Below are 25534 nucleotides of genomic sequence, written 5' to 3' on the forward strand. Positions count from 1 at the left end.
ATTAACACCGGCTGGCACCCGGATTTCCGGTTAGCCAGCCGGTGGAACCCCCACCCAAACACACGTCCCGACGATCAACCGGATCGGAAAGCATCATGAAAAAGCGCAGTTCCCACCCTCTCATCTCCACCACAAGAAGGCCTTTGGCCGACGCGGCAAGGACCGGAGAACACTGCCCGTCGAACGGCTGGTGGGGGCGCGCCGACAACTCCTCCGGCGTCCGGCTCATCGCGGAAGGGAGCATCATGCCCCCTCACTCCGGTGAATCCGTAATATGGATCCTCATGGCCGCAGAGCTCTCCAGCCACCAGCCCAAATATGACTACCCCGAGCCCGCGGCCTTCACAGACTTTGCTTAGAAAGCCCGCAATGAGCCCCGTAATCCTGGCGCGAGGCGGCGGCAGAACCGCCCATGAAGCTGCCGAAGGCAATGAAGTCTGGGTGTAGAGGCACCTCCTCCACTTTGTTGCACAAAGCCGTACAGGCAACACCCCAGACTTACAAAGAAACAACCTAGGAGACTAGCAAGCAACCATGACGATGAAGTCAGCAGATACCGCCACCTTGCCATTCGTGCCGAGCCCCCTTGAAGAGATTTCGCCCCAGCAATTCCGGGCAATCACTATCCCAATTACCAAGTCCGCAGGGCACGTCATTGTGGACACACTGGTGGCCCATGGAGTGGAGCGGTCCTACGTGGTCCCCGGGGAAAGTTTCCTGGACGTTCTCGACGGGCTGCACGCTTCGCCGGTCGAGACCATTGCGTGCCGCCATGAGGGCGGCGCCGCCTACATGGCCGAGGCAGACGGCAAACTGAACCAAATCCCCGGTATTGCCATGGTGACGCGGGGTCCGGGGGCCGCCAACGCCCACGTCGGACTGCATACAGCGTGGCAGGATTCCACACCGATGGTGTTGTTTGTGGGCCTCATTCCGTTCGCCCACCGTGACCGTGAAGCCTTTCAGGAGTTCGACATCAAGGCATGGTTTGATACCGGCGCGAAGCGCGTCATGGTCCTGGACCATGCAGAACGCGCGTCCGAAATCGTGGCCGAGGCCATGTTCGCCGCCATGAGCGGCAGGCCGGGACCCGTCGTCGTCGGCCTCCCCGAGGACATCATCCGGCAAGAAATCGACGCCACGCTGCACCCGGTCATTCCCGTGGCGACGGGCGGCATGACGTCTGTAGACGCAGGTGCAATCTCCACGGCGCTGATGCACGCAGAAAAACCGCTCTTCGTGACCGGCGGCAACGACTGGTCTCCGGCCGCAGCGAAACAACTCACGGCGTGGTTGGAAAAGCACCATCTGCCAGCCGCCGCTGAATGGCGCACCCAAGGAACTGTTCCGTTTGATTCGCCTTCCTACGTGGGGCCGATCGGCTATGGCAGGCCCCGGCCAACGTACGACCTCCTTGAAGAGACAGACCTGCTGATCTTTGTGGGCACCGTTCCCGGGGACGTCATCACGGATGGTTTTGTCTGCCGCCAGGACTGGAACAAAAAGAATTTCCTGGTCACCATTGATCCCTCGTTGCGGGGGCGCTCCGGCCCCGTGTCATGGCAGATTGTGGCAAAGCCGGATGTCTTTGTCCGCGACCTCGTGGAAATCGACCTGGCCGTCAAGGACGAATGGAGGCAGTGGACATCCCAAATGCGCCGCGAGCAGGTCGAGTTCGCGACGCTGCCTTCCGCTACGCCATCACAGGGACCAGCCAAAATGGACACCCTCATGGCCAACCTCGTTCCCACGCTCCCCGACGACGCTATAGTCACCTTCGGGGCCGGCGAACACACCAACTGGGCCCACCGATACTTCCCCACACGTGGCTACGCCTCAATGATCAGCGCCAGGAACGGCTCCATGGGCTACTCAGTACCCTCGGCAATCGCCGCTTCCCTGGCCACCCCAGGGCGTCGCGTGGTCACCATCGCCGGCGACGGAGAGTTCCTGATGAACGGCCAGGAACTGGCCACTGCCGCACAGTACGGTGCCACACCGCTGGTGGTCGTGATGGACAACCAGGAGTACGGCACCATCCGCACTCACCAAGAACGCCATTACCCGGACCGGGTTTCGGGTACCCAGCTGAAAAACCCGGATTTTGCGCTGATGGCCCAGGCCTTTGGCGGTTTCGGAATCAAGGTCGAACAGGACCAGGACGTTCCCGCCTCACTCAAGGCGGCTCTCCGCGCGATCGACGAAGACAACGTTTTCGCCGTGATCCACTTGGTGGTCGACCAACGCGTCAAGGCCTACTAGAACCGCCCTCCTTTAGCGGAAGAAGACAGTGGCTCTTACTGCAACGCCAGGAACCAGTGCCCGTGAGAGTGCCTGCCGATCTACTCATCAAGGGGCAATGACGGCCGGGCGGCTTCCGGAGACGTTCGACGTCGAGGACCCCGCCACCGGCGAGGTTCTGCTGAGCATCTCCAACGGCGGCGCCGCAGACGGCAAGGCTGCGCTCGACGCAACCGCCCAGGCAGTAGCCGTAGTCCATCACACCTACGCTCCCTGCTTTGAGGCGGTCTTTCCAAACCGGCCGCGCCCCATGCCGGGCTTCATCTTCGACTCTTGGTTCTTCCGCAGCGAACCGTATGCGGTGTCCGTCAGGTACAGGTCAGGCAATGAGCAGCCTGCACCGGGACCGCTGCACCGGGCAGACCTCCATGGCCGGCGTCATTTTGTGCTGCCTTCGCGGTCAACTGACTGGCGCCACCACGTCCTCCAGCGCTGACCTGTCGAAGAAGCGGATCTCACCCGTTGCCTCGAAGAACACCGGAACAACCGACGTACTGAGGTCCTTGGATGTTTCGTAGATCTCAGCCGCAGCCGCGTGCTTCCTGGCAATTGTTCCAACGAGCTCGGTACCGCGGACCCGGACAGTTCGATATTTGTAGCTCATGGTGACCCCTTTGTCGGCTAGGGCAAACACTACGCGGGGAGTTCACCTCTTGGGAGGATGGCTTCCATGGCGCCTGCACCAGGCGGCGAACCTCGGCCTTTTCGACCGCACAACGATGACGATAGCGCGTGCTTGCAATGAAGCTATGTGAGTAAGAAAACCGAAACATATTTGCCCAGTCAAAAAGAAGATTTAGGTGTGGACAAAGTCCACACCTCCTTTGGCCGGACAAAGCATCCGTCTGGCCTGCTTCCTCACTTAAAGAACGAGCCAAAACCAAGAACTTTGACGCAGGATCTCGAAGTCATGTTGCACTCAGTGCTCCTACCCTTAAAGAGGTGTAGGCCAATCACGACCCCCCGAACGAACCAGGAAAGAATCGCATAACCCCAGTTCAGAGCAAGCGGAGGGCCAACCAGTCAAGGCCCTGAATCCGCTCCCCCACAACCAAACAGGCGACTCGCGGCGCCAGGCGCACCCCGCGGCCAGTGTCAGAGGGACCTGACCACCCAGAATGTACACACGTTAAAGCAAAAACCCCCTCTGACGAGGGGGTATGCCGTGCCCGAGGTGGGACTCAAACGGGATTCCAGGCCTTGTGAACACGGGGAAGCGGCGGAAACATGCGAAATCCCGGGTAGTCCGGAGGCTGAACGAAGCAGTCCGAGGCGGACAGTGTGGACATTGTCCACACTGTCTTTTGCTCGATCAACCACCGAAGAACAAGGACCCGATGCATCTCTGCACGCTGGGATCGATGCCAATAATCGGGTGCCCGCAGACTCTGCAGATCGCCTCAGTCCCTAAGAGCCTGTTCATGGTCCTGGAAAAGGTGGGTAAAGCCTGAAGCGAACTCACGCGGACACAACCAAGCATCCGGGATGAGAGTCGCCGGAACATCCTGAGCGGCTGCACGTCTTCCCGCCCGAATCGGTAATTGGGTACAGTTCACACATGTCGTCGGCCTGCTTGTCGCGTAGGGCTGCTCTTTGTTCCTGGCCGGCTTCAAGGGTGATGGCGCCTAACCTTACCGGGAGAGACTTCGGCAAGTGCCATCTTGGCCAGATCGGCGGCGACGAAAGATTAGGAGCGGGCCCGATGACGGAAAGGCTTGAAAGCTATTCCTATCCCCTAGGTGCCCAAGAACGGTGTACGGTCGGCAGTTTCCGCATCGATTTCAAAAGACACCAGGCGCAATGGTCGGATGGGATGTTCACGATTCACGGTTATGTACGAGGAGAGGTAGTTCCAACCCTGGGTCTCGTCCTGGCCCATAAACACCCTGAGGACCGCGGCCCCATCGTCGGTCTCTTGGATGGCCTCCGCAAGGAGGGCGGTCATGGAGCGGTGTTCCATCGAATCCTGGACAGCGCCGGCCGCGAACATCGCGTTTTGACGATAGTGGAGACCCTTTCTGACGACTCCAGAACAATTGTTGGTTTCCAAGGACTCATGGTGGATTTGACCCAGACCGTAGCCGTCCAGACACGTCAGGAATCCGCTGCAGCTGTCCGCGGCGCCTATGCAACAAAAGCTCTCATTGAACAGGCCAAAGGCGTCATCATGTGTTGTCTCCAGACCGACAGTGACCAGGCATTTAAAGTTCTCACCGATCGCAGTCAGCGGACCAACAGCAAGCTGGCAGTCGTAGCTGCCGAACTTATTGACTCCGTCGTTGCCGGTGAGACACTGTCAAAGCTGCGGCAGTGGCAAGCTAGATCCGCTTAAGACCGGGAACACGCCCTCCGCCACAGACTGACTTTCTACGTCAATCATGAACCACCTATGACCTCGCATCCACCTGAAACCGTCGTAAAGCCAGAATCCGACGGGCGCTCATTGCCCTCTCCCGTTGCTCGTACTTTGGTGGTGGGCAGTCCTTCTGCCTCTTCGCTACGAAGAGTGGGTGCAGGGTAGCTCCCGATGACGTGCGCCGTCCGGCGACGTAAAGGACATCCCTGGATGAAGGGGCCATGTCATGAGAAACACCCATCGGATCACGATCCTTGCCGCGGCAGCCGGAATGGCCGCCATCACCGGTTGCACTGCACCCAACGGGCCGTCGTCGTCTCCTGCCCCTGCATCCGCTCCGACGGCGTGGGAGGCAAGCATAGGCATCAAGAACTTCGGGTTTGAGGTTCCGGCTTCGGTACGGCCGGGAGCGATGATCGCGGTCACGAACACGGACAGCGCCCCGCACACCCTCACGGCAAAAGACAAAGGAGGGTTCGATGTGGACGTGCCCGCCGGTGCCACAGTCATCTTCGAGGCCCCGGACGAGGCGGGCGAGTACGCGATTACCTGCACGGCTTCAAAGTATGCCGCAGGCTACGCAACATGAAATATACCCGCGCTGACCTCGGCCACCGTCCAGCTACTGGCCGGCGGTGAACTTCGCCAGGATTCGTCCGAACTCGTCGATGTCGTCCGATGAGTTGTAGTAGTGCGGTGACAGCCGGATGGCACCCTTGCGCAGGGAACACTTCACTCCGGACCCGCTTAGATACTCGAAGATCTCCTGATCATTCCTGTCGCTTGTTACCAGGAGTATCCCGGACCAGGTGGATCGGTCGGTCGAGCGAAGCGACCGGAGCCCGTTGGCTTGGCAGACGGCATCGAGGCGTTCGGTTTTCTGGATCACGTCGCGTTCGATGGTTTCGGTCCCGTATTCGTGGATGATTGAAATGGTTGCCTCCAGGGCAGCGATTCCCACGATGTTCTCGGTGCCGGATTCGAAGCGGCGTCCGTCGTTGGCCAGCTGTGGCTCGGGTGTGAACGCGAAGGGGTCTTCCACGCTGAGCCAGCCAGTCACCGATGGCTGCAGGGATTTCATGGCCTTGTCAGAGAAACTCACGAAACCGATGCCGAATGGTCCGAGCAGCCATTTGTGTGCGCTGACGCAGAGGGCGTCGACTCCCAGTTCGTCACAGCGGATTTCGAGGGCGCCGACGGCCTGGGTGCCATCGACGACCAAGAGCGTTTCACGGGACCGGCAAGCGGAACCGAGCTTCTCCAGCTTGTACCTGTAGCCGGTGGAATACTGCACGGCACTGATGGCCAGGACCCGGGTATTCTGGTCAACGTGCCGCAGGAGTTCCGTTTCGGGATCCGAAAGATCCTTGGTGTCCACCTGGCGGACTTCCACGCCACGTTGGCGCAGTTCCAGCCATGGGTAGGAATTTGAGGGGAACTCTCCCCGGGGAAGAACAACATTGTCCCCTTCACGCCACTGGATCCCGTTGCGGACCAGGGCGATGCCTGTACTGGTATTTTGAGTAAACGAAATGCGCTCGGGTGCACTGCCGACCAGGCGGGCCACGCTTTCGCGCGTCTTACCTATGTCCGCCCTCCAGCGCCCGGTTGCTGCTATGCCGAGTTCCTGGTGCTCGTCAACGACGCGGCGCATGGCTTCGGAAACACGTTCGGAGATGATGCCGACCGCGGCCGCATCAAGATAGATCTGCTTCCCGGTGCCCGGGTACAGGGCTTTCATGGCTGATGCTGAAAGGTCTGTCATTGCTGCGGTCCCTCGCTGAGTCGATCCCGGGCCAGTTCGGCGAGGAGAGCGGCACCCCGCGTCAGGCACGATTCGTCGAAGACGGCTTCGGCGGAGTGGTTGAACGGCGCTTCCCGTGGGTCCAGGGAACGCGGCGTGGCGCCGAGTGCGATGAAGGCACCGGGAACTTCCGCTAGAATCCGGGAGAAATCTTCGGAGGCCGTGAGCGAGTTGGACAGTTCCTCAATGGAGTCCTCGCCGAACATGTGCCTCGCGGTGGCCAGGACGCGTTCGGTTTCGCGTTCGTCATTGACCGTTACCGGGTACAGCCGTTCGTACTCCAGGTCCACGGTGGCCCCGTGTGCTTCGGCGATGCCTGTCAGAAGCCGTTGGCAGCCCACCTCGAGCTGCTGCTGGCTCGCTTCGCTGAAGCTGCGGACCGTTGCCTGGAATGTAGCGTTTTCGGGCAGAACGCTGGATGCCTGGCCGCCTGCGAATTGAGTCACGGTCAGCACGACAGGATCGAAGATGTCGAAGCGTCGGGTGACCATGGTTTGCAGGGCAACAATCATTTCTGCCGCGATGACGATCGGATCGACACCGTGATGCGGTGTGGATCCGTGCCCGCCCTTGCCGTTGACCGTCACCGTGAGCCTGTCTGAGGCGGACATGATGGGGCCGCTCTTGACGGCAAACTGTCCAGCCGGGAATCCCCCGGAGAAGACGTGCAGGGCGTAGGCACCGACCAGGGGAACGCCAGCGGCGTTCAAGACACCTTCCTCGATCATGAGCTTCGCCCCGTCGAAGCCTTCTTCGCCGGCCTGAAACATCAAAATGACGTCACCTTGAAGCGATTCCAGATCGTTGACCAGCAGCTCGGCCGCACCCAGCAGCATGGCGGTGTGAAGGTCGTGGCCGCAGGCATGCATTGATCCGGTCTGGGCAGCAAAGGGCAGGCCGGTGGCTTCCGTGACGGGGAGGCCGTCCATGTCGCCCCGCAGCAGCACGGACTGTTTCTGCCCGGCCTCCGGAGTGCCGGTGCCGCGGATCACGGCGGTGACTGAATCGGAGTTCTTGTGGCGCTCCAAGGGAATCCCCAAGGCCTGCAGTTTCTCTTCGACGATCTTCAGCGTCTCAGGCAGCACGAGGCCGATTTCGGGGACCTGGTGCAGCCTCCGGCGCAACGAGACAATTTCGTCCGCGATTGCATCGGACTTTTCGACATAGTTCACTTCGGCTCCTTGGTAGGAAAGTATTGGCAGGCCTCTGCGGCCGGGCGAGCTAGCTCACCGCACCGGATTATTCTGCATCATGGGCAGTTGCTTCGTTGAGGTAGTTGTAGATGGTGAACCGCGTGACGCCGAGTTTGGCCGCGATCATTTCCACGCCGTCCTTGATCAGGAAGAAGCCGCGTTCGTCGAGGGCCTTTACGACGTTCAGCTTGTGCCGCTTCTTCATGTCTTCAAGGGGGACGGGACACTCGACAAGCGCCTGGTCAATCAGGCCCGTGGCGAGCTCATCAACACTTGCGGCAAATCTTTCACTGGGACCCTGTTCCTGGCCGGCTGCGGTCAGGGCTGATGACGTCATCCTGTCGACAATCTTCTTCATCGCATCCCAGGCCGAAAGATCGACGTTGATGCACAGCGCACCCACCGGCGTCCCGGCCACATCCCGAATGATCATGGTGGAGGACTTCAGCGCGCGCCCATCGGACGTGTTGCCGGTGTAGCCAAATTCGTGCTCAAAATCCCCCGAACGGACCTTCGATATGAGGTAGTTCGTTGCTGGCCCGCCAGGCCTCCGCCCAGTGACGTCACCCTTGATCGCCACGATCGAGTTCGGCATTTTGCTGAAGTCGTGAAGAATGACTTCGCTGTCCGGCGGCAACACCGAAGCCAGCAGATCCACCATGTCGGTGAACAAGGCAATCAGCCGTTCGCCGTCCAACGATCTCCGCGGCTCCACAACGGTGTTCACGGCTACTTCGTCCGGCTGTTCCATGCTCATTCTCCACTCCACTGCATCGTCGTTGTCCTCCTCAACAGTCTACTCAACGTTGTGTTGAAGAACACGCCACGTTGTGCGGAATGTCTTCAACTGTAGTTCAAAGTTCCCAAACTGACCATCGTTTGTTGAATTATTTGAAAATATTTCAACTTATGGTTGACGTCACGATGTGGCGGGGGTTACGTTTTCATCATCGCTTTTCAGCGCGGGCCACCGCGCCCCACCGTGTAGGAGCACCAATGTCACCCCAGGACCCCCAACTCGTGGCCAGCCAACCACCACCGTTCACTGCAGGAGCAACGCCGCTCCTCGGACGCCCCAAGCAGAAGATCGACAAGGACACCCGCCGGAGCCTCCTCGGAATCGGGCTGGGCAACGGCCTGGAGTGGTTCGACGGAACCCTGTACGCCACCCTCGCGGTCTACGTCTCCGCCGCATACTTCGACTCAAGCAATCCTGCGGCCAGCCTGCTGGCCACCCTGGCGGTCTTTGCCGTCGGATTCCTCGCCAGGCCGTTCGGCGGATTCCTCTTCGGCTGGCTGACGGACCGTTTCGGCCGCAAGTTCGGCCTCACCCTCGCAGTTGCCCTGATGTCGGTGGGCTTGGCCATGATCGCACTGACCCCGACCTATGAATCCATTGGCCTCGCGGCTCCCATCGTCCTGCTCCTCGCACGAATCATCCAGGGCGTTTCCCAAGGCGGCGAAACTCCGGCCTCGCAGGCATTCCTTGCAGAACTCGCACCGGCCGAGCGCCGCGGCCTGTGGTCGAGCCTGATATACGTTTCCGGAACCATCGGAGTGCTGGCAACCGTGCTGGTCAACGTGCTCATGAACTTCTTCTTCACAGCCGAGCAAATGCACGACTTTGCCTGGCGCATCCCGTTCGCCGTCGCAGCCGTACTGGGCCTGTACACGCTCTGGATGCGCCGCACGATGAAAGAACCGGAAGTCTACGCGGAGAACGCCAAGGCCGGAAAGACCAAGATCTTTGCCAACGCCATCAAGCACCGCAAAGCCCTCCTGATGGTCGTCGGCCTCACCGTTGGATTCACCACCTCCTACTACGCACTCATCATCAACACCCCTACTTACGGAAGCGTCGCCCTGGGCTACGATCGGCAGGCCACCCTGTGGGCCAGCGTCATCGGCAACCTCGTCCTGATTGTTTCGCTCCCGTTGTGGGGCAAGCTCTCTGACAAGATCGGCCGCAAGCCCGTCCTCTACATCAGCTTCATTTCCATGGCCGTTCTCTACATCCCGGGCGTCGCACTGATGTCCCTGTCGATCAACCACATGATCGGGGCGTTGGTGGTCTTCTCAATCTTCATGGGCGGCCCCGCAGCCATCTTCCCGGCTACCCTGGCCGAACTTTTCCCCACCGAAGTCCGGGCAACCGGCATTGGAGTTCCTTACGCCCTGGCCGTCGCGATCTTCGGCGGAACCGCGCCTTACCTGCAGCAGCTTGCAGCATCGTTGAACACCTTCAACTTCTTCCCGATCTACATCGTTGTGCTCCTGGTGTGTTCGGTACTGACCGTCCGGACCATTCCTGAAACCCGGGGCAAAGACCTCGAATAGACACACCCTTTCAACCTGAACCACCACTGAGACTAGGAAAAGCCAATGCTTGAACAACAAGAAGCCCTGCTCACCGTCGAGGACCGACTCCGCGAGCTGGGACTGGATCTCCCCGCAGTTGCGCCGGCCTTGGCCACCTATGTGCCGGCAGTCCAGACTGGTGACTACGCCTACACGTCCGGACAGCTCCCTCTCATCGAGGGAAAACTCGAAAAGTCCGGAAAAGTCGGTGCCCAGGCTGGCTACGTGACCACCGAAGAAGCAGCCGCCTTGGCCCGCCAGTGCGTCCTGAACGGCCTGGCTGCAATCAAGGCCCTCGTTGGTTCCCTGGACCGGATTGAACGAATCGTGAAAGTCACGGGATTCGTCGCCTCAGACCCGTCGTTCACACAGCAGCACCTTGTACTCAACGGCGCGTCCGAACTGCTCGGGTCCATCTTCGGGGACCGCGGCACACACGCACGCTCCGCGGTGGGCGTAGCGGTACTCCCGCTGGACGCCCCCGTCGAAGTTGAGCTGTTCGTCTCAGTCAAGGACTAGTTTCCAACGATGGGCGGGGCCGGACGAGAGCGCCGGCCCCGCCCACTGTCGGCAGATCGGACTGTGACATGCGCGGACCAACGCAATACGCAACCTTTGAAGGACTTCATGGCCATACGTCTTCCCCTTGAAGTTACCGCCTCCGTGGTGGCGGGGCTGGCTGTCTTCGTCGGACTTAGCACCGGGCTCCCAGTTTGGGGTGTGTTTCTCGGGTGGGCCTCCGTTTTCTTCGTTGGAGGACCAAGTTCCGCCACGTTGGGCATGCTCGGGCGCACCACGGCGCTGGGGACCGGTTTCGCACTTCTGGCCACAGCGCTCCGGCAGTGGCTCACTGCCTTCGCAGGCCTTTCATCACCGTCGTGGGTTTCGGCAGTCCTGGCGATCCTCCTGATAAATCCCTGCATGATCGCTTTGGGACGGCTGCCCTCCCTGTCACTCATACCGGGCATGTTCGTAGGCTTCGCAACGTACACATCGACACTGCCCACCGCCACCGGCGAACACAGTCATGCCGCTTTGTTTGCAACGGCCGTCAGCTCCCTGGCCGCGAACCTTCTCGGACTGTGCCTGGCGACTCTGGCCGCGGCCATCTCGAAACCCCTCACCGGGCCGCGCGGCACCCTGGCCCGGCTGAGAGAGGCGATGGCCAGCAACCCCGCCGTCCTGATTCCTCGCCCATCCAAGCAGCAACGCCAAGGCCTCTTCTCCAAGGACGACATGTGAAACCACACCTTGCCCTAACTGAAGCGTGCTCATTGGACTCCTCCTCGACATACACCGCCGCGCGGAACGTGAAGGCCAAAATCAGCCTCGGGCAATGCGCCCGAGTTGTCCGCCTGGCGGCAGCCGGAAGTCGTGCAGACAACTTCGGCCATTCCGTGCAGACGACTTCTGAAAATGACACGTATCCAAGGCGTGCCATCATTTCTCCTGATCTTATTTAAGGGCAAATATGCGCGATGTCGAGAATACGCTAGTGAGACACATTGTTGGGACAGGTGATGTACCGGAAATCCGCGCCTTAGAATCGTCAACCAGCCCCAGCCTCGCGGTTCCATCAAAGGATCCGTTGATACGACGCTAACCTTGGTCCCGTGAAGTCTGAGGGACTCTATTTTCTCTCCAAGTCGGCGATGATTTTCATCATCTCTTCCGTGGCTTTCACGACGTTCAGAACCGGGCGAACGTGGGGGAAGAATGAATCCATGTGCTCCTGCTCTGCAGACCAGAGTAAGGAGACTCCTACGTACCCTAGGTACGACTGCGTCTCATACGCGCGCAACTCCCTGCCATCTGAGCTAACCCAAGCCAAGGTTGGGCGGAGCCAAAGCCCGTGAATTGGTGACCCTTGCGAGGCACCATATTTGCGCAGGAGCCACAACCCTTCATCCACGGTAAAGCAGAACCTTACGTTCTTGGCGACGACGGCGCCGTTCAGAAAGTCGAGCAAGCCCGCCGGGACGGGAAGGCCGTCGAGAACCATGCGTGATGCAAAGTGTTTGGCAAAGTACCGGCCGAGGTCGAGTTGCTTTCGTTCCCAATCGATACCAAATATGGCCTGCATGTCCAGACCTGGTGCGCCCCACAGACTGTCTGCGTTCTCCCATATGTAGGCGGAGTAGGTGTCGTAGGCCCGATCGAAAGGCTGACTGCGGGTATCGTTGCACCGTCGGCAAAGGTCCATCTCAAACCTCACGGCCGGCGATTTCCTTATGCTCTGGATGTTGTGAAGTCTCCCTTCATCACCACCCCATACAAGGTTCGGACCGTCGCCCTGCAAACGTGCCAGGTCCGTTCGCTTGTACTTGTGTTCTCTGCTGTCAGCTACGGCACCGCACCACCAGCAGGTTCCGTCGCGCTCCACGCGAAATGGCGACAGATCGGGGTGGGAATCGCGGAAAAGATCCATGTTCTAAGTATTCTCGATGGCACTGACAGAATTCCTGGACCTGTAGCGGCGATTCGCTTACAACCGCAGGGACGACATATGGGCGCTCATCGGCAGACTGGTCCGGGTCGACGTGCTCAGCCGACTTTCGCGTGAGGTGCAGTGTTCCTGCGGCACAACTGGGAGCGGTCATCCGTGTCGGGACCGCTTCCCGTTTGATTTCGCAGTGCGCTTCGATGACACGGCCAGGACCCAGTTGATAGCACTCGGCCGACCGTGACCGCCGAACTCTCACCTCGGACTCACCCTGCACATGTAGAGCGCTTCCGGATCCGCGTCATGTCGGTACTGCCACTCACAGGCATGAGTAGATGAAGGCCCAAGGAGGGAAAAGCCAATGGCTGCGATCAGTCACTATAAAGAAGATTTAAGTGTGGACAATGTCCACACACCCTTTGGCCTGACAAAGAACCGGCCAGCCCCGACTTGTCACGCCAAGAACATGCCGAAGCGAGACCGCATCTTCGCAGGTTCTCGGAGTCATGTCGTGCCCAGCACACCTACCCATGAAGAGGCGTAAGCCAACCACGACCTACCGGACGAACCAAGAGACACACATAGCCCCAGATCAAAGCCAGCGGAGGGCCCACCAGCCAAGACCCTGAACCCGCTCCCATAACTTCACAGGCGACCCGCGGCGCCAGGCACACCCCGCGGCCAGTGTCAGAGGGACCTGACCGACCAGAATGTACACACGTTAAAGCAAAAACCCCCTCTGACGAGGGGGTATGCCGTGCCCGAGGTGGGACTCGAACCCACACACCTTTCGATACTGCATTTTGAGTGCAGCGCGTCTGCCAATTCCGCCACTCGGGCGCGGATTACCGGGAAGTTAAATCTCGCTGACTGCTCTCATTTCTGTGAGCAACGCGATCCTTTCCCAGCACGCGAAACTACTCTACATGCAGATAGGCTGATTCAAAGAACCGGGCGCGCGAGTGCAACAAAATCATGCTCCGCAACGGTCCACACTAAGATGGACATGAACCCGCCGAACCTTTTCAAGGAGATCCCGTGACCGAACAGACGGAGTCCACGTCCACAGCCCAGCCGGCCCGACGCGTTGTCGTAGCCGAGGATGAGACCCTCATCCGCCTGGACATTATCGAGATTCTGAAGGGCGAGGGGTACGACGTCGTCGGCGAGGCAGACAACGGCGAGAAAGCTGTGCAGCTGGCCGAGGAACTTAAGCCTGACCTCGTCCTCATGGATGTGAAGATGCCCGTCATGGACGGCATCTCGGCGGCTGAGAAGATCGTCAAGGCCCGCATTGCACCGGTTGTCCTTTTGACTGCTTTCAGCCAGAAGGAATTGGTGGAGCGCGCACGCGACGCCGGTGCCATGGCGTATGTCGTGAAGCCGTTCTCCCCCGCGGACCTCATTCCTGCCATCGAGATCGCCCTTTCCCGCCACGAGGAAATCAAGGCGCTTGAGAACGAGGTGTCCGACCTCCAGGAGCAGTTCGCCACGCGCAAGCTTGTAGAGCGCGCCAAGAGCCTCCTGACCACCAAGATGGGCCTGACGGAGCCGGAAGCGTTCCGTTGGATCCAGAAGACCTCCATGGACCGTCGCCTCAGCATGCGTGAGGTTGCAGAAACCATCATCAACCAGGTCAACTAGCGCCACAAGCAGTAAACGCACGACGGCGGCCGCGCACCTCACATGAGGTGGGCGGCCGCCGTCGTACGCACCCTAAACAAAGAAAAGTGGGCCCCACCAACCGGCGGGACCCACTTCACCAAGCAAATCCGAAGAACTAGGCCTTGGCCTTGGACTTCTTTTCAGGCCACGGGCCAACAGGCTCCTTGCGCGATGCGTCCACTGTGGACGTGTCGGCGAGGTCGCCTACCTTGTGAACCTTCAGGGAGTTCGTGGAACCGGCCTGTCCGGGAGGGGAACCGGCGGCGATGACCACAAGGTCACCTTCGTCCACGAGCTTCATGTCCAGGAGGCTGCGGTCAACCTGTGCGGTCATCTCGTCGGTGTGGCCCACTGTGGGCACCAGTACCGGCTGGATGCCCCAGGTGAGGGCGAGCTGGTTCCAGACGTGCTCCACCGGGGTGAAGGCGAAGACCGGCTTGACCGGGCGCAGGCGCGAGAGGCGTCGTGCGGAGTCACCGGACTGGGTGAAAGTACAGATGTACTTTGCGTCCAGCTGGTCGGCGATCTCGACGGCGGCACGCGTGATGGCGCCACCACGGGTCTTGGGCTTGGTACCCAGCGGGGGTACGCGCTCAAGGCCGTGCACTTCGGTGGACTCGATGATCCGGGCCATGACCTTGACGGTTTCGATGGGGTACTGGCCCACGGAAGTTTCGCCGGACAGCATGACTGCGTCGGCGCCGTCGAGAACTGCGTTGGCGCAGTCGGAAGCCTCGGCGCGCGTCGGACGCGGGTTGTCGATCATGGATTCCAGGACCTGCGTGGCCACGATGACGGGCTTGGCCCAACGGCGTGCCAGTTCAATGGCGCGCTTCTGGACGATCGGCACCTCTTCGAGCGGCAGCTCGACGCCGAGGTCGCCACGGGCAACCATGATCGCGTCGAATGCGTCGATGATTTCGTGGAGCTGCTCCACGGCCTGCGGCTTTTCGATCTTGGCGATCACCGGCACCCGGCGGCCTTCTTCGTCCATGATCTCGTGGACGCGCTTGATGTCTGAGGCATCACGCACGAACGAGAGGGCGATGAGGTCGGCCCCGCGCTTGAGGGCCCAACGGAGGTCGTCCTCGTCCTTTTCGCTCAGGGCGGGGACGTTGACGGCAACACCGGGCAGGTTGATGCCCTTGTTGTTGGACACTTTGCCGCCAACCGTCACGGTGGTGACAACCTTGACGTCGTCAACCTCGATGGCGCGCAGCGCCACCTTTCCGTCGTCGATCAACAGGGCGTCGCCCACGTTGACGTCTTCGGTGAGGCTCTTGAGCGTGGTGGAGCAGATGTCCTTGGTGCCGGGGACGTCTTCGGTGGTGATGGTGAAGGTGTCGCCAACGGCCAGCTCGTGGGGTCCGTCAACAAAACGGCCAAGACGGATCTTGGGTCCCTGGAGGTCAGCCATGATCGCAACAGGCTTGCCCAGCTGCGCCGCAGCCTTGCGGACGTTTTCGTAGGTGATGTCATGCACGGAGTAGTCGCCGTGGCTCATGTTCATGCGAGCAACGTCGACGCCGGCCTCCAGCACCGCGAGGGTGTTGTCGAAGCTGGAGATAGCCGGGCCGAAAGTTGCCACAATTTTCGCGCGTCTCATATACCTACCCTAAGTAGTTCATGCTGATTGAGTAAAAGATTGTTCCTGCCGGCGCTATAAGACCGCTATCGCCCGGTCGGTGGGGGCGACCGGTGCCGGGAGAATGGTGCTTCCCATCAGGAACTTGTCCACTGCGGCCGCACATGCACGGCCTTCCGCAATGGCCCACACAATCAGTGACTGGCCACGACCGGCATCGCCGGCAACAAACACACCCTCGGTGTTTGTCATGTAGTAGCCGTCGCGGGCAACGTTGCCCCGACCGTCGAACTCTGCACTGACTTGCTCCGTGATGCCCGCCGGTTCAGCACCGGTAAAGCCAAGGCTCAGGAAGACAAGGTCAGCTGGGATGATCCGTTCTGTACCGGCCTTGGGAAGGCGTCGGCCGTCCACGAACTCGGTTTCAGCAACTTTTACGCCGGTGAGTTTGCCGTCTTCTCCAACGAACTCAACAGTTGAAGCGAGGTACGTACGTTCGCCGCCTTCTTCGTGGGCGCTGGCGACCTCGAACAGGGTAGGGAACGTCGGCCACGGCTGGTGGGCGGCACGCTCGGCGGGCGGCTGCTTGCCGATCGCCAGCGTGGTCACCGACGCAGCCTGGTGGCGGTGGGCGGTACCGATGCAGTCCGCTCCGGTGTCGCCGCCGCCCAGGATGACAACGTGCTTGCCACGGGCATCGATGTGGTTCTCGGGGTTCTCCCCCGCCACTACGCGGTTCGAAGGAACCAAGTAGTCCATGGCGAAGTGAACACCCTCAAAGTCACGGCCCGGGATGGGCAGGTCGCGCGGAACGGTAGCACCGGTAGCAACAACCACAGCGTCGTAACGGCGGCGCAGCTGTTCCCACGTCACGTCCGTACCAACTGCGACGCCGGTGCGGAAGCGGGTACCTTCGGCCTTCATCTGCTCCAGGCGGCGGTCAACCTGTTCCTTCTCCATTTTGAAGTCGGGGATGCCGTAGCGGAGCAGGCCGCCGATCTTGTCGTCGCGTTCGTAGACAGCAACAGTGTGGCCCACGCGGGTCAGCTGCTGTGCCACTGCAAGGCCGGCGGGGCCGGAGCCGACCACCGCAACGGTCTTGCCCGTAAGGCGCGTCGGCGGCAGGGGCTGGACCCAGTCGTTGTCGAAGGCCTGATCAATGATGGAGACCTCCACCTGCTTGATGGTCACGGCGGGCTGGTTAATACCCAGTACGCAGGACGCTTCACAGGGTGCAGGACACAGGCGACCCGTGAACTCGGGGAAGTTGTTCGTGGCGTGGAGGCGCTCAATCGCTTCTTCACCCTTATCCCGCCACACGAGGTCGTTCCACTCAGGAATGAGGTTGCCCAAGGGGCAGCCCTGGTGGCAGAACGGAACGCCGCAGTCCATGCAGCGGCCGGCCTGGCTCTTCAGGACGCCCTTCTCCTGCGCTTCGTACACTTCTTTCCAGTCCATGATGCGGACCGGAACGGGACGGCGTGGCTGCGTCTCGCGCTGCCGGACTTTCAGAAATCCGCGTGGATCAGCCACCGGTTACCTCCAGGATTCGAGACCATACTTCTTCGCCATCGGGGTCAAGGCCCTCTTCGATGGCGTCGAGACGGGTTTGCAGGACTGCGGCGTAGTCGCGCGGCAGTACTTTGGTGATGCGGGCGGCGGTGTCGTCGAAGTTCTCGAGCAGACGGCCGGCCAGGACGGATTCGGTTTCCTCGACATGCTTGGTGAGCAGGCCGTGAACGATGTCGCGGTCCTCGGCGTCGAGCTCCAGGAGCTGGAGTTCGCCGGTATCGAGGGCCATCTTGTTGACCCGTTCGGGCTGCAGGTCCAACACATAGGCGGTTCCACCGGACATGCCGGCACCGAAGTTGCGGCCGGTGCGGCCGATGATCAGGGTCTGGCCACCGGTCATGTACTCGCAACCATGATCGCCAATACCTTCGACGACGGCGGTCGCACCGGAGTTGCGGACCAGGAACCGTTCGCCAACCTGGCCACGCAGGAACATTTCGCCGCTGGTGGCACCGTAGCCGATGACGTTGCCGGCAATGACATTGCGTTCAGCCTGGAACACGTTGGTGCGGTCAGGACGGACGATAATGCGGCCGCCGGAGAGTCCCTTGCCAACGTAGTCGTTGGAATCGCCGAACATGCGCAGCGTGATGCCCGCGGGCAGGAACGCGCCGAGGGATTGGCCCGCGGTGCCATGGAGCGTCACGTCGATGGTGTCCGTCGCCAGAACATCGATGCCGAAGGTCTTAGTGACCACGTGGCCAAGCATCGTACCGACGGAACGGTCTGTGTTGATGACGTCCAGGGTGATCTTGACCGGCATCCGGTCGCTGAGTGCTTCCTGCGCCATGGTGATCAGTCGCTGGTCAAAGTGCTTGTCCAGCTCATGGTTCTGGCTGGTCATGTTGCGCAGCGGCACGTCGTCGTCGAACTCCAGCCCGTGCAGGATGGGGTCCAGGTCCAGCCCTTCGGCCTTCCAGTGGTCGATCGCTTCACGGGTGTCCAGCACCTCGGCGTGGCCGATGGCCTCTTCCAGGCTACGGAAACCGAGCTCAGCAAGGATTTCCCGGACTTCTTCTGCGAGGAACTCGAAGAAGTTGACTACGAACTCGGGCTTGCCGTTGAACCGCGAACGAAGCTCGGGGTTCTGGGTGGCAACGCCAACGGGGCAGGTATCCAGGTGGCAGACGCGCATCATGATGCAGCCGGACACCACCAACGGGGCGGTTGCGAAACCGTATTCCTCGCCACCCAGCAGGGCAGCGATAACCACGTCGCGGCCAGTCTTGAGCTGGCCATCAACCTGAACCACCACGCGGTCACGGAGACCGTTGAGCATCAGGGTCTGCTGGGTCTCGGCGAGGCCGAGTTCCCACGGCACACCCGCGTGCTTGAGCGAGTTCAGCGGCGAGGCGCCGGTACCGCCGTCGTGACCTGAAACGAGCACGACGTCGGCCTTCGCCTTGGTGACGCCGGACGCCACAGTGCCGATCCCGACTTCCGAAACCAGCTTCACGTGGACCCGGGCCGAAGGGTTGGCGCGCTTGGCATCGTAGATGAGCTGAGCGAGGTCTTCGATCGAGTAGATGTCGTGGTGCGGGGGCGGGGAAATAAGCCCGACGCCGGGAGTCGAGTGGCGCGTTCGGGCAACCCAGGGGTAGACCTTCTGGGCCATCAACTGGCCGCCTTCACCAGGCTTGGCGCCCTGTGCCATCTTGATCTGGATGTCATCGGCGTTGGTCAGGTACAGGCTGGTCACACCAAAGCGGCCGGAGGCGATCTGCTTGATGGCAGAGCGGCGCTCCGGATCCAGCAGGCGATCAACGTCCTCGCCACCCTCACCTGTGTTGGACTTGGCGCCCAAACGGTTCATGGCGATCGCCAGGGTTTCGTGGGCTTCCTTGGAGATGGAGCCATAGCTCATGGCGCCAGTGGAGAACCGCTTGACGATGCTGGAGACGGGTTCCACTTCCTCAAGCGGAACTGCCGGGCGTACTCCGTCTTTGAACTTGAGGAGGCCACGCAGAGTCATCAGGTTCTCGGACTGATCGTCAATGCCCTTGGTGTAGGACTTGAAGATGTCGTACCGGCGTTCGCGGGTAGCGTGCTGCAGGCGGAAAACCGTCTCCGGGTTGAAGAGGTGCGGTTCACCGTCGCGACGCCACTGGTACTCGCCACCGCCGAGCAACGGCTGGTGCGGGTGCTCAATGCCGCCTTCCGGGTACGCCATCTGGTGGCGCGCAGAGACTTCGGCAGCAATGACATCCAAGCCGACGCCGCCCAGCTGGGAGTGCGTGCCGGAGAAGAATTCGTCAACGAGTTCCTGGGACAGGCCCAGTGCCTCGAAGGTCTGTGCGCCCGTGTAGGAAGCAACCGTGGAGATGCCCATCTTGGACATGATCTTCAGGACACCCTTGCCGAGGCCCTTGATGAGGTTGTAGACACCGTCCTCGGCCGTGACGCCTGTGACGTCGCCGTTGGAGATCAGCTGTTCCACCGACTCCATGGCCAGGTACGGGTTGACTGCGGAAGCGCCGTAGCCGATGAGTACTGCCACGTGGTGCGTCTCGCGGACGTCGCCGGCCTCAACCACAAGTGCCGTCTTGGTGCGGTTGGCGCTGCGGAGCAAGTGGTGGTGCACGGCGCTGACCAGCAGCAGAGAAGGAATCGGCGCCCACTGGGCGTTCGAGTCACGGTCGGACAGCACAACGTACTGCACGCCACGGTTGATCGCACCCGAAACCTGCTCGCAGATCTCGGTCAGGCGTGCCCGCAGTGCCGCTTCTCCGCCCTCGGGGCGGTACAGGCCGCGGACCTTCATGGCGATGCGGTCGCCGTCGGGGCTTTCAATGTTCGCGATCTTGGCCAGCTGGTCGTTGTTGATCACGGGGAACGGAAGGGAGATCTGCGGCTGGCGGACCTGCTTGCCGTCCAAGAGGTTGCCGTTGGGGCCGATGGCGCACTTCAGGGAGGTGACCAGCTCCTCGCGGATGGCATCCAGCGGAGGGTTGGTGACCTGGGCGAAGGACTGCACAAAGTAGTCGAACAGCAGGCGCGGACGCTTGGAGAGAACTGCAACCGGCGTGTCAGAACCCATGGCGCCCAGGGGCTCGGCACCCGTGCGGGACATCGGTCCCAGCAGGATCTTCAATTCTTCGGTGGTGTACCCGAACGTGCGCTGGCGGATATTAACCGACGCAGCAGTGTGGACCACGTGCTCGCGCTCAGGCAGCTCGTTGATGTCGATCAGGTTGTCCTTGAGCCATTCGGCCCACGGGTTGGCAGCAGCTACCTCGGCCTTGACCTCGGCGTCGTCGATGATGCGGCCGGCCTCGGTGTCCACCAGGAACATCTTGCCCGGGGCGACGCGGCCCTTCTTGACCACGTTGGAAGGCTCTACTTCGATCACGCCAACTTCGGATGCGAAGATGATCAATCCGTCTTCGGTGATCCAGTAGCGTCCCGGGCGCAGGCCGTTGCGGTCCAGCGTTGCTCCGACGAGGTTGCCGTCGGTGAAGGAGACAGCAGCGGGACCGTCCCACGGCTCCATGAGCAGCGAGTGGTACTCGTAAAAAGCACGGCGGGCAGGATCCATGGTGGCGTGGTTCTCCCACGCTTCCGGGATCATCATCATGATCGAGTGCGTGATCGGACGCCCCGACAGCCAGAGCAGTTCCGCTACCTCATCGAAAGACGCGGAGTCCGAGGCACCGGGGGTGCAGATCGGGTACAGCTCTTCGGGGACCGAGCCCAGCAGTGGGCTGGCCAGCTGCGACTGGCGGGCACGCATCCAGTTGCGGTTGCCCTTGACCGTGTTGATCTCGCCGTTGTGGGCGATGGTGCGGAAAGGCTGCGCCAAAGGCCATGAAGGGAACGTGTTGGTGGAAAAGCGCGAGTGGACGATTGCAAGCTTGGTCTTGAAGCGATTGTCCGAGAGGTCCGGATAGAACGGCTCCAGCTGCGCAGTGGTCAGCATGCCCTTGTACACAATGGTGCGCGAGGACAGCGACGGGAAGTACACGCCGAATTTGTTCTGGGCACGCTTGCGGATTCGCCAAGCGCGGGAGTCCAGCTCGTTGTGTTCGAGCTGCTCGCCGGTGGCGGAGGCAAAGAACGGCTGGGAGAAGTAGGGCATACACGCCCGGGCCATGGCACCCACGAGGTCAGCGACCACGGGAACCTCGCGCCAGCCCAGGACTGTCAGGCCCTCATCAGCTGCAAGGGCTTCAATGCCGGCCTTGGCGGTTTCTGCTTCGCGGGACTCAGCCGGAAGGAATGCAGTGCCCACTACGTACTGGCCGGGAGCGGGCAGTTCGAATTCTGTGACGGCCCTGAAGAACTCGTCCGGAACCTGCATGAGCAGGCCCGCACCGTCGCCAGTGCCTTCATCGGCGCCCACGGCGCCGCGGTGTTCGAGATTGCGGAGGGCAGTCAGCGCCGCTTCCACGATGTCGTATCCCGGTTCCCCGCGGAGCGTGGCAATAATAGCCAGGCCGCAGGCGTCCTTCTCCTTATCAGGGTTGTAAAGACCCTGGGCCTCCGGGAGCGCGGCAAAGCGCTTGAACGGAGACATGGCACCCTGAGGTTCGATATTTTCGGACCAACCGGGGTTATGAAGATGGGTCATGGGAGACGTCCTTCCTCGAGATCGTGCGTATGGAAGGGACAACGTTGGCCCCACCTTGCCTGCCCTGTGACGGGCACAACAAAGCGCTAGTAATTGGAATTGTAGGCCAGCCGATCCAGCGCAACGAACAGTTACGCAGACCTCTGGCCCCGGCTTGACCAGTGAACATCGGTATGCTGAGGTCCGGTTTCCGGGGTGCCACGACGCTGTGGACTGGGCCCTACGAGCGGTGACTCTGTTGCCCCTTTACCGGATGCGACTACTTGGTGTCGCCTGCATCCGGTGTGGATCCGGGGGCCTTCCTTGCGGCAGTTGCAGCAGGTGTGGAATCCGTGGTGGACGCAGTGTCCTTCTCCGGTTTCCCTGCTGTTTCCTGCGGCTCGTCAACGTGGCCCGAATCGCTTTGGTTATCAGGGAGATTACCACGCGAACCAGTATCTGAGACAGATGCGTCCACATCATGACTGGTGACGCTCGTCACCGGAACAGGCTCATTTTCCTTCTTCTCTTCCGGCTCCCGCCCCGCCAAATAAGGGGTATCGGGCACGGGCCGGCCTCGCCGGCCCAGGATGAAGAAGATGGCCAGTGCCGCTATGAAGACAAAGATGCTGGTCCAAACGTTGAGCCTGGTGGTAATGCCAAACAGATTGATCTGTTCGGCATCATCGATGCGCAGGGCCTCGATCCATACGCGGCCAAGGGTGTAGTACACCGCGTAGAGCCAGAAGAGCCGTCCCCACCGGAAGTTGAACTTCTTGTCCAGCATCAGCAGGATGGCCACGCCTGCGAGGTTCCACAGCATCTCGTAAAGGAACGTGGGGTGGAAGAGGGTATCCGCAGCCATGTCCGCCGGGAAATTAGCGTTGGCGGGATCAATCTCAAGTCCCCACGGCAGGGTGGTCGGAGCCCCGAAGAGTTCCTGGTTGAACCAGTTCCCCAAACGGCCGATTGCCTGGGCCAGCAGGAGTCCGGGCGCCGCTGCGTCCAGGAAGGCTGTCAGCTTGACGCCCGCACGCCGGCAACCAATCCATGCACCTACCGCACCGAGGATGACGGCACCCCAAATGCCCAAACCGCCGCGCTGGATCTGTGGAATCAGCGAGAGGTCGCCGGTGCCGTCAAAGCCCGGACCAAAGTACGCGTCAGGCGAAGAGAACACGTGGTAGAGGCGGCCGCCGATAATGCCGAAGGGAATCGCCCAGATGGCAATGTCCCACAGGCTTCCCTCGGGAGCACCGCGGCGCTTCCACCTGGCCGATGTCAGCCACAGGCCAACGATAATGCCCGCCAGAATGCAGAGGGCGTAAGCGTGGATACGCAACGTCCCCCACGGCAGCGGAATGTCGAAACCGGACCACGAAGGGCTCGGGATACTCATGGGGACCATTGCCGCTGCGTGAAGGACGGTCTGCATTCGCTTCGCTGTTTCCTTTTCCTAGGCTTCTGCAGCTGCGCGGCCCAGGCCGGCGCTGAGGTTCTTGGTGAGTTGCCCGACGGCGTCCACGCCGCCATCGCGGAGGGCCGCCACCAAGGCGGTTCCGACGATCACGCCGTCAGCGTAGGCGGCAATTTCGCGGACATGGTCCGGGTTGGAGACACCCAAGCCAACGCACACGCGCTCGGCACCGGCACCGTGGGCACGGGCGACGACCTCTTCCGCGCTGCTGCTGACGGATTGGCGTGTGCCTGTCACTCCCATGATGGACACAGCGTAGACGAACCCACGGCTGGCTTTCACAGTCATGTCGAGGCGTTCCGGCGTGGATGAAGGTGCCACAAGGAACACCCTGTCCAGTCCATATTTATCGGAGGCTTCAAACCACTCGGCTGCCTCGTCAGGGATGAGGTCCGGGGTGATGAGGCCGGCTCCCCCGGCTTCAGCGAGGCGACGGGAGAATTCGTCGACGCCCATGCGCATCACCGGGTTCCAGTACGTCATGACCAGTACGGCCGCGTCCGTGGCTGCGGTGATGCCGGCAACGACATCGAAAACGTTGGCGACACGGAATCCGTTGGCGATCGCTTCGGTGGTAGCGGCCTGGATGACCGGGCCGTCCATCACGGGATCGGAGTACGGGATTCCAATTTCGATAAGGTCGGCTCCGTTGCGGGCCAAGGCGATTCCCGCCTCGATGCTTTCCTTGACCGTGGGGTATCCCGCGGGGAGGTAGCCAACCAAAGCGGAACGGCCTTCCGCCTTGGCACGATCAATGGCGGCAGCGGATTTGCTGGCGAATTCTTCAGTCATCAGTTCTGGTCCTCGTTGACATCCACGGCGGCTTCGGCGGTGCGCTCTGCGGGTCCCTTGGGCTTTCGCGTGGACAGCGTAGTGCCCTTGACGTGCCCTTCCTCATCCAACATGTTGAACCAGGCCGCGGCAGTCTCCACGTCCTTGTCTCCACGACCGGAAAGGTTGACGATCACGGTGACGTCGGAAGGGGTTTCCTTGCCTTCGGTGAGCCGCTTGCCGATCTTGATGGCACCAGCCAAGGCGTGCGAGGACTCGATGGCGGGGATGATGCCTTCGGTCCGGCACAACAGGCTGAATGCGTCCATCGCTTCGGTATCGGTAACGGCCTCGTACGTTACCCGACCGATGTCGGCCAGGTACGAGTGCTCCGGACCCACGCTGGGGTAGTCCAGGCCCGCCGAAATGGAGTGGGATTCGATGGTCTGGCCATCTTCGTCCTGCATGAGGTAGGACCGTGCGCCGTGAAGGACTCCGGGACGGCCGAGGGAGATGGCTGCAGCGTGGCGGCCGGTCTCCACACCTTCGCCGCCGGCTTCGAAGCCGTAGATCTTCACGGAAGCATCATCGAGGAAAGCGTGGAACAAACCAATGGCGTTCGAGCCGCCACCGATACAGGCGCAGATGGCATCGGGGAGCTTGCCCGTCTGGTCCAGGATCTGGCCGCGGGCTTCCTCTCCGATGACTTCGTGGAAGTAGCGGACCATAGCGGGGAACGGGTGGGCACCAGCTGCGGTTCCCAGAAGGTAGTGGGTGTGCTCTACGTTCGAAACCCAGTCGCGAAGGGCATCGTTGATGGCGTCCTTGAGTGTCTGGGATCCGTTGGTCACCGGCACCACAGTGGCGCCGAGCAGCTGCATGCGGGCCACGTTCAAAGCCTGGCGCCGGCAATCCTCCGCGCCCATGTACACCACGCACTCGAGTCCCAACAGGGCTGCGGCCGTGGCACTGGCAACGCCGTGCTGTCCGGCTCCGGTCTCTGCGATCACGCGGGTCTTGCCCATGCGCTTGGCGAGGAGGGCCTGGCCAAGGACGTTGTTGATCTTGTGGGACCCGGTGTGGTTCAGGTCTTCGCGCTTAAGGAAGATGCGTGCTCCGCCGGCGTGCTCGGAGAAGCGCTTGGCTTCGGTGAGCAAGGAAGGCCTGCCGGAGTAGTTCTTGTTGAGGTCCTTGAGCTGCGCGATGAACTCGGGGTCGGCTTTGGCCTTCTCAAACGTGTCCTGGACTTCGTCGAGGGCGGCGATGAGAGACTCGGGCATCCAACGACCGCCGTAGTTGCCGAAGTATGGCCCGGAGGCGTTGCGCAGCGAAGGGCCACCTTGCAGGAATGCGTCGGCCGCATTCTCTTCTGAGCCGGCTGTTGGCGCGTCGACCATCAGTCTCACCGTCCTGTTCCAGTTAGTTCATTGGGTAGTTCCACTTGCCACAAGGCAGCCGCAGGC

Annotated in this window: 20 protein-coding genes and 1 tRNA gene; 9 read left to right on the forward strand and 12 right to left on the reverse strand. The window is 61.3% G+C overall.

Features of this window, described 5'->3' with window-relative positions; translation table 11 throughout:
* Nucleotides 1-95: 95 nt before the first annotated feature.
* From GVL04_RS16680 to GVL04_RS16690, 3 genes are all read left to right on the forward strand, one after another.
* A complete protein-coding gene (locus tag GVL04_RS16680) occupies nucleotides 96-359 on the forward strand; it encodes a hypothetical protein (protein WP_159706617.1) in 264 nt (87 codons plus the stop codon).
* A gap of 181 nt (nucleotides 360-540) precedes the next feature.
* Entirely contained in the window at nucleotides 541-2262 is a 1722-nt protein-coding gene (locus tag GVL04_RS16685) for a thiamine pyrophosphate-dependent enzyme (protein ID WP_159706798.1), read from the forward strand.
* Between the two features lie 97 nt (nucleotides 2263-2359).
* Nucleotides 2360-2737 (forward strand): hypothetical protein, encoded by a 378-nt coding sequence (locus GVL04_RS16690; RefSeq protein WP_159706619.1) that lies wholly within the window; start codon nucleotides 2360-2362, stop codon nucleotides 2735-2737.
* Here GVL04_RS16690 and GVL04_RS16695 read toward each other — a convergent pair.
* Nucleotides 2702-2905, reverse strand: a complete 204-nt coding sequence (locus GVL04_RS16695) for a hypothetical protein (RefSeq protein ID WP_159706621.1) — start codon at nucleotides 2903-2905, stop codon at nucleotides 2702-2704. The two genes, GVL04_RS16690 and GVL04_RS16695, sit on opposite strands and share 36 nt — an antisense overlap.
* A 1098-nt stretch (nucleotides 2906-4003) precedes the next feature.
* Here GVL04_RS16695 and GVL04_RS16700 point away from each other — a divergent pair.
* Together GVL04_RS16700 and GVL04_RS24545 are read left to right on the forward strand one after the other, a co-directional pair.
* A complete protein-coding gene (locus GVL04_RS16700; protein ID WP_159706623.1) occupies nucleotides 4004-4633 on the forward strand; it encodes a PAS and ANTAR domain-containing protein in 630 nt (209 codons plus the stop codon).
* 250 nt (nucleotides 4634-4883) lie between these two features.
* A complete protein-coding gene (locus GVL04_RS24545; RefSeq protein ID WP_200846879.1) occupies nucleotides 4884-5246 on the forward strand; it encodes a hypothetical protein in 363 nt (120 codons plus the stop codon).
* Nucleotides 5247-5279: 33 nt separating this feature from the next.
* Here the strand turns inward: GVL04_RS24545 and GVL04_RS16710 are convergent, their stop codons facing one another.
* The 3 genes from GVL04_RS16710 to GVL04_RS16720 all read right to left on the reverse strand — a co-directional run bounded on the left by GVL04_RS16710 (nucleotide 5280) and on the right by GVL04_RS16720 (nucleotide 8411).
* Entirely contained in the window at nucleotides 5280-6422 is a 1143-nt protein-coding gene (locus GVL04_RS16710) for an aminotransferase class V-fold PLP-dependent enzyme (protein ID WP_159706625.1), read from the reverse strand.
* The gene (locus GVL04_RS16715; RefSeq protein ID WP_159706627.1) at nucleotides 6419-7633 is read right to left on the reverse strand and encodes a M20 family metallopeptidase; all 1215 of its coding nucleotides are present in this window, start codon (nucleotides 7631-7633) and stop codon (nucleotides 6419-6421) included. The genes GVL04_RS16710 and GVL04_RS16715 overlap by 4 nt, the downstream gene beginning before the upstream one ends.
* A gap of 67 nt (nucleotides 7634-7700) precedes the next feature.
* A complete protein-coding gene (locus GVL04_RS16720) occupies nucleotides 7701-8411 on the reverse strand; it encodes a transcriptional regulator (protein ID WP_159706629.1) in 711 nt (236 codons plus the stop codon).
* 239 nt (nucleotides 8412-8650) lie between these two features.
* Between GVL04_RS16720 and GVL04_RS16725 the strand changes: the two genes are divergently transcribed.
* The 3 genes from GVL04_RS16725 to GVL04_RS16735 all read left to right on the forward strand — a co-directional run bounded on the left by GVL04_RS16725 (nucleotide 8651) and on the right by GVL04_RS16735 (nucleotide 11254).
* Nucleotides 8651-9991: an MFS transporter gene (locus GVL04_RS16725; protein WP_159706631.1), complete on the forward strand. Its 1341-nt coding sequence runs from the start codon at nucleotides 8651-8653 to the stop codon at nucleotides 9989-9991.
* Nucleotides 9992-10036: 45 nt separating this feature from the next.
* Nucleotides 10037-10531: a RidA family protein gene (locus GVL04_RS16730; protein WP_159706633.1), complete on the forward strand. Its 495-nt coding sequence runs from the start codon at nucleotides 10037-10039 to the stop codon at nucleotides 10529-10531.
* 108 nt (nucleotides 10532-10639) lie between these two features.
* The gene (locus GVL04_RS16735) at nucleotides 10640-11254 is read left to right on the forward strand and encodes a DUF1097 domain-containing protein (protein WP_159706635.1); all 615 of its coding nucleotides are present in this window, start codon (nucleotides 10640-10642) and stop codon (nucleotides 11252-11254) included.
* A 388-nt stretch (nucleotides 11255-11642) separates the two neighbouring features.
* Here the strand turns inward: GVL04_RS16735 and GVL04_RS16740 are convergent, their stop codons facing one another.
* Together GVL04_RS16740 and GVL04_RS16745 are read right to left on the reverse strand one after the other, a co-directional pair.
* Nucleotides 11643-12440: a hypothetical protein gene (locus tag GVL04_RS16740; protein ID WP_159706637.1), complete on the reverse strand. Its 798-nt coding sequence runs from the start codon at nucleotides 12438-12440 to the stop codon at nucleotides 11643-11645.
* Between the two features lie 773 nt (nucleotides 12441-13213).
* Nucleotides 13214-13295, reverse strand: a tRNA-Leu gene (locus GVL04_RS16745).
* Nucleotides 13296-13493: 198 nt separating this feature from the next.
* Between GVL04_RS16745 and GVL04_RS16750 the strand changes: the two genes are divergently transcribed.
* Nucleotides 13494-14099: an ANTAR domain-containing response regulator gene (locus GVL04_RS16750; RefSeq protein ID WP_011774540.1), complete on the forward strand. Its 606-nt coding sequence runs from the start codon at nucleotides 13494-13496 to the stop codon at nucleotides 14097-14099.
* 136 nt (nucleotides 14100-14235) lie between these two features.
* On the opposite strand, the gene pyk is transcribed toward GVL04_RS16750, so the two are convergent.
* The 6 genes from pyk to trpB all read right to left on the reverse strand — a co-directional run bounded on the left by pyk (nucleotide 14236) and on the right by trpB (nucleotide 25468).
* A complete protein-coding gene (gene pyk, locus GVL04_RS16755; protein ID WP_159706639.1) occupies nucleotides 14236-15726 on the reverse strand; it encodes a pyruvate kinase in 1491 nt (496 codons plus the stop codon).
* Nucleotides 15727-15780: 54 nt separating this feature from the next.
* Entirely contained in the window at nucleotides 15781-17238 is a 1458-nt protein-coding gene (locus GVL04_RS16760; RefSeq protein ID WP_159706641.1) for a glutamate synthase subunit beta, read from the reverse strand.
* Nucleotides 17231-21844 (reverse strand): glutamate synthase large subunit, encoded by a 4614-nt coding sequence (gene gltB, locus GVL04_RS16765; RefSeq protein ID WP_159706643.1) that lies wholly within the window; start codon nucleotides 21842-21844, stop codon nucleotides 17231-17233. Before gltB ends, GVL04_RS16760 begins: the two co-directional genes overlap by 8 nt.
* Nucleotides 21845-22103: 259 nt before the next feature.
* Nucleotides 22104-23258, reverse strand: coding sequence for a prolipoprotein diacylglyceryl transferase (gene lgt / locus GVL04_RS16770; RefSeq protein WP_159706645.1), 1155 nt, complete (start codon nucleotides 23256-23258; stop codon nucleotides 22104-22106).
* A 21-nt stretch (nucleotides 23259-23279) separates the two neighbouring features.
* Nucleotides 23280-24092, reverse strand: a complete 813-nt coding sequence (trpA, locus tag GVL04_RS16775; RefSeq protein WP_159706647.1) for a tryptophan synthase subunit alpha — start codon at nucleotides 24090-24092, stop codon at nucleotides 23280-23282.
* The gene (gene trpB / locus GVL04_RS16780) at nucleotides 24092-25468 is read right to left on the reverse strand and encodes a tryptophan synthase subunit beta (RefSeq protein WP_159706649.1); all 1377 of its coding nucleotides are present in this window, start codon (nucleotides 25466-25468) and stop codon (nucleotides 24092-24094) included. The genes trpA and trpB overlap by 1 nt, the downstream gene beginning before the upstream one ends.
* Nucleotides 25469-25534 lie beyond the last annotated feature (66 nt).

Origin of the sequence: Arthrobacter sp. 18067, from assembly GCF_902706295.1 — a bacterium.
In the GTDB taxonomy this organism is placed as follows: Bacteria; Actinomycetota; Actinomycetes; order Actinomycetales; family Micrococcaceae; genus Arthrobacter.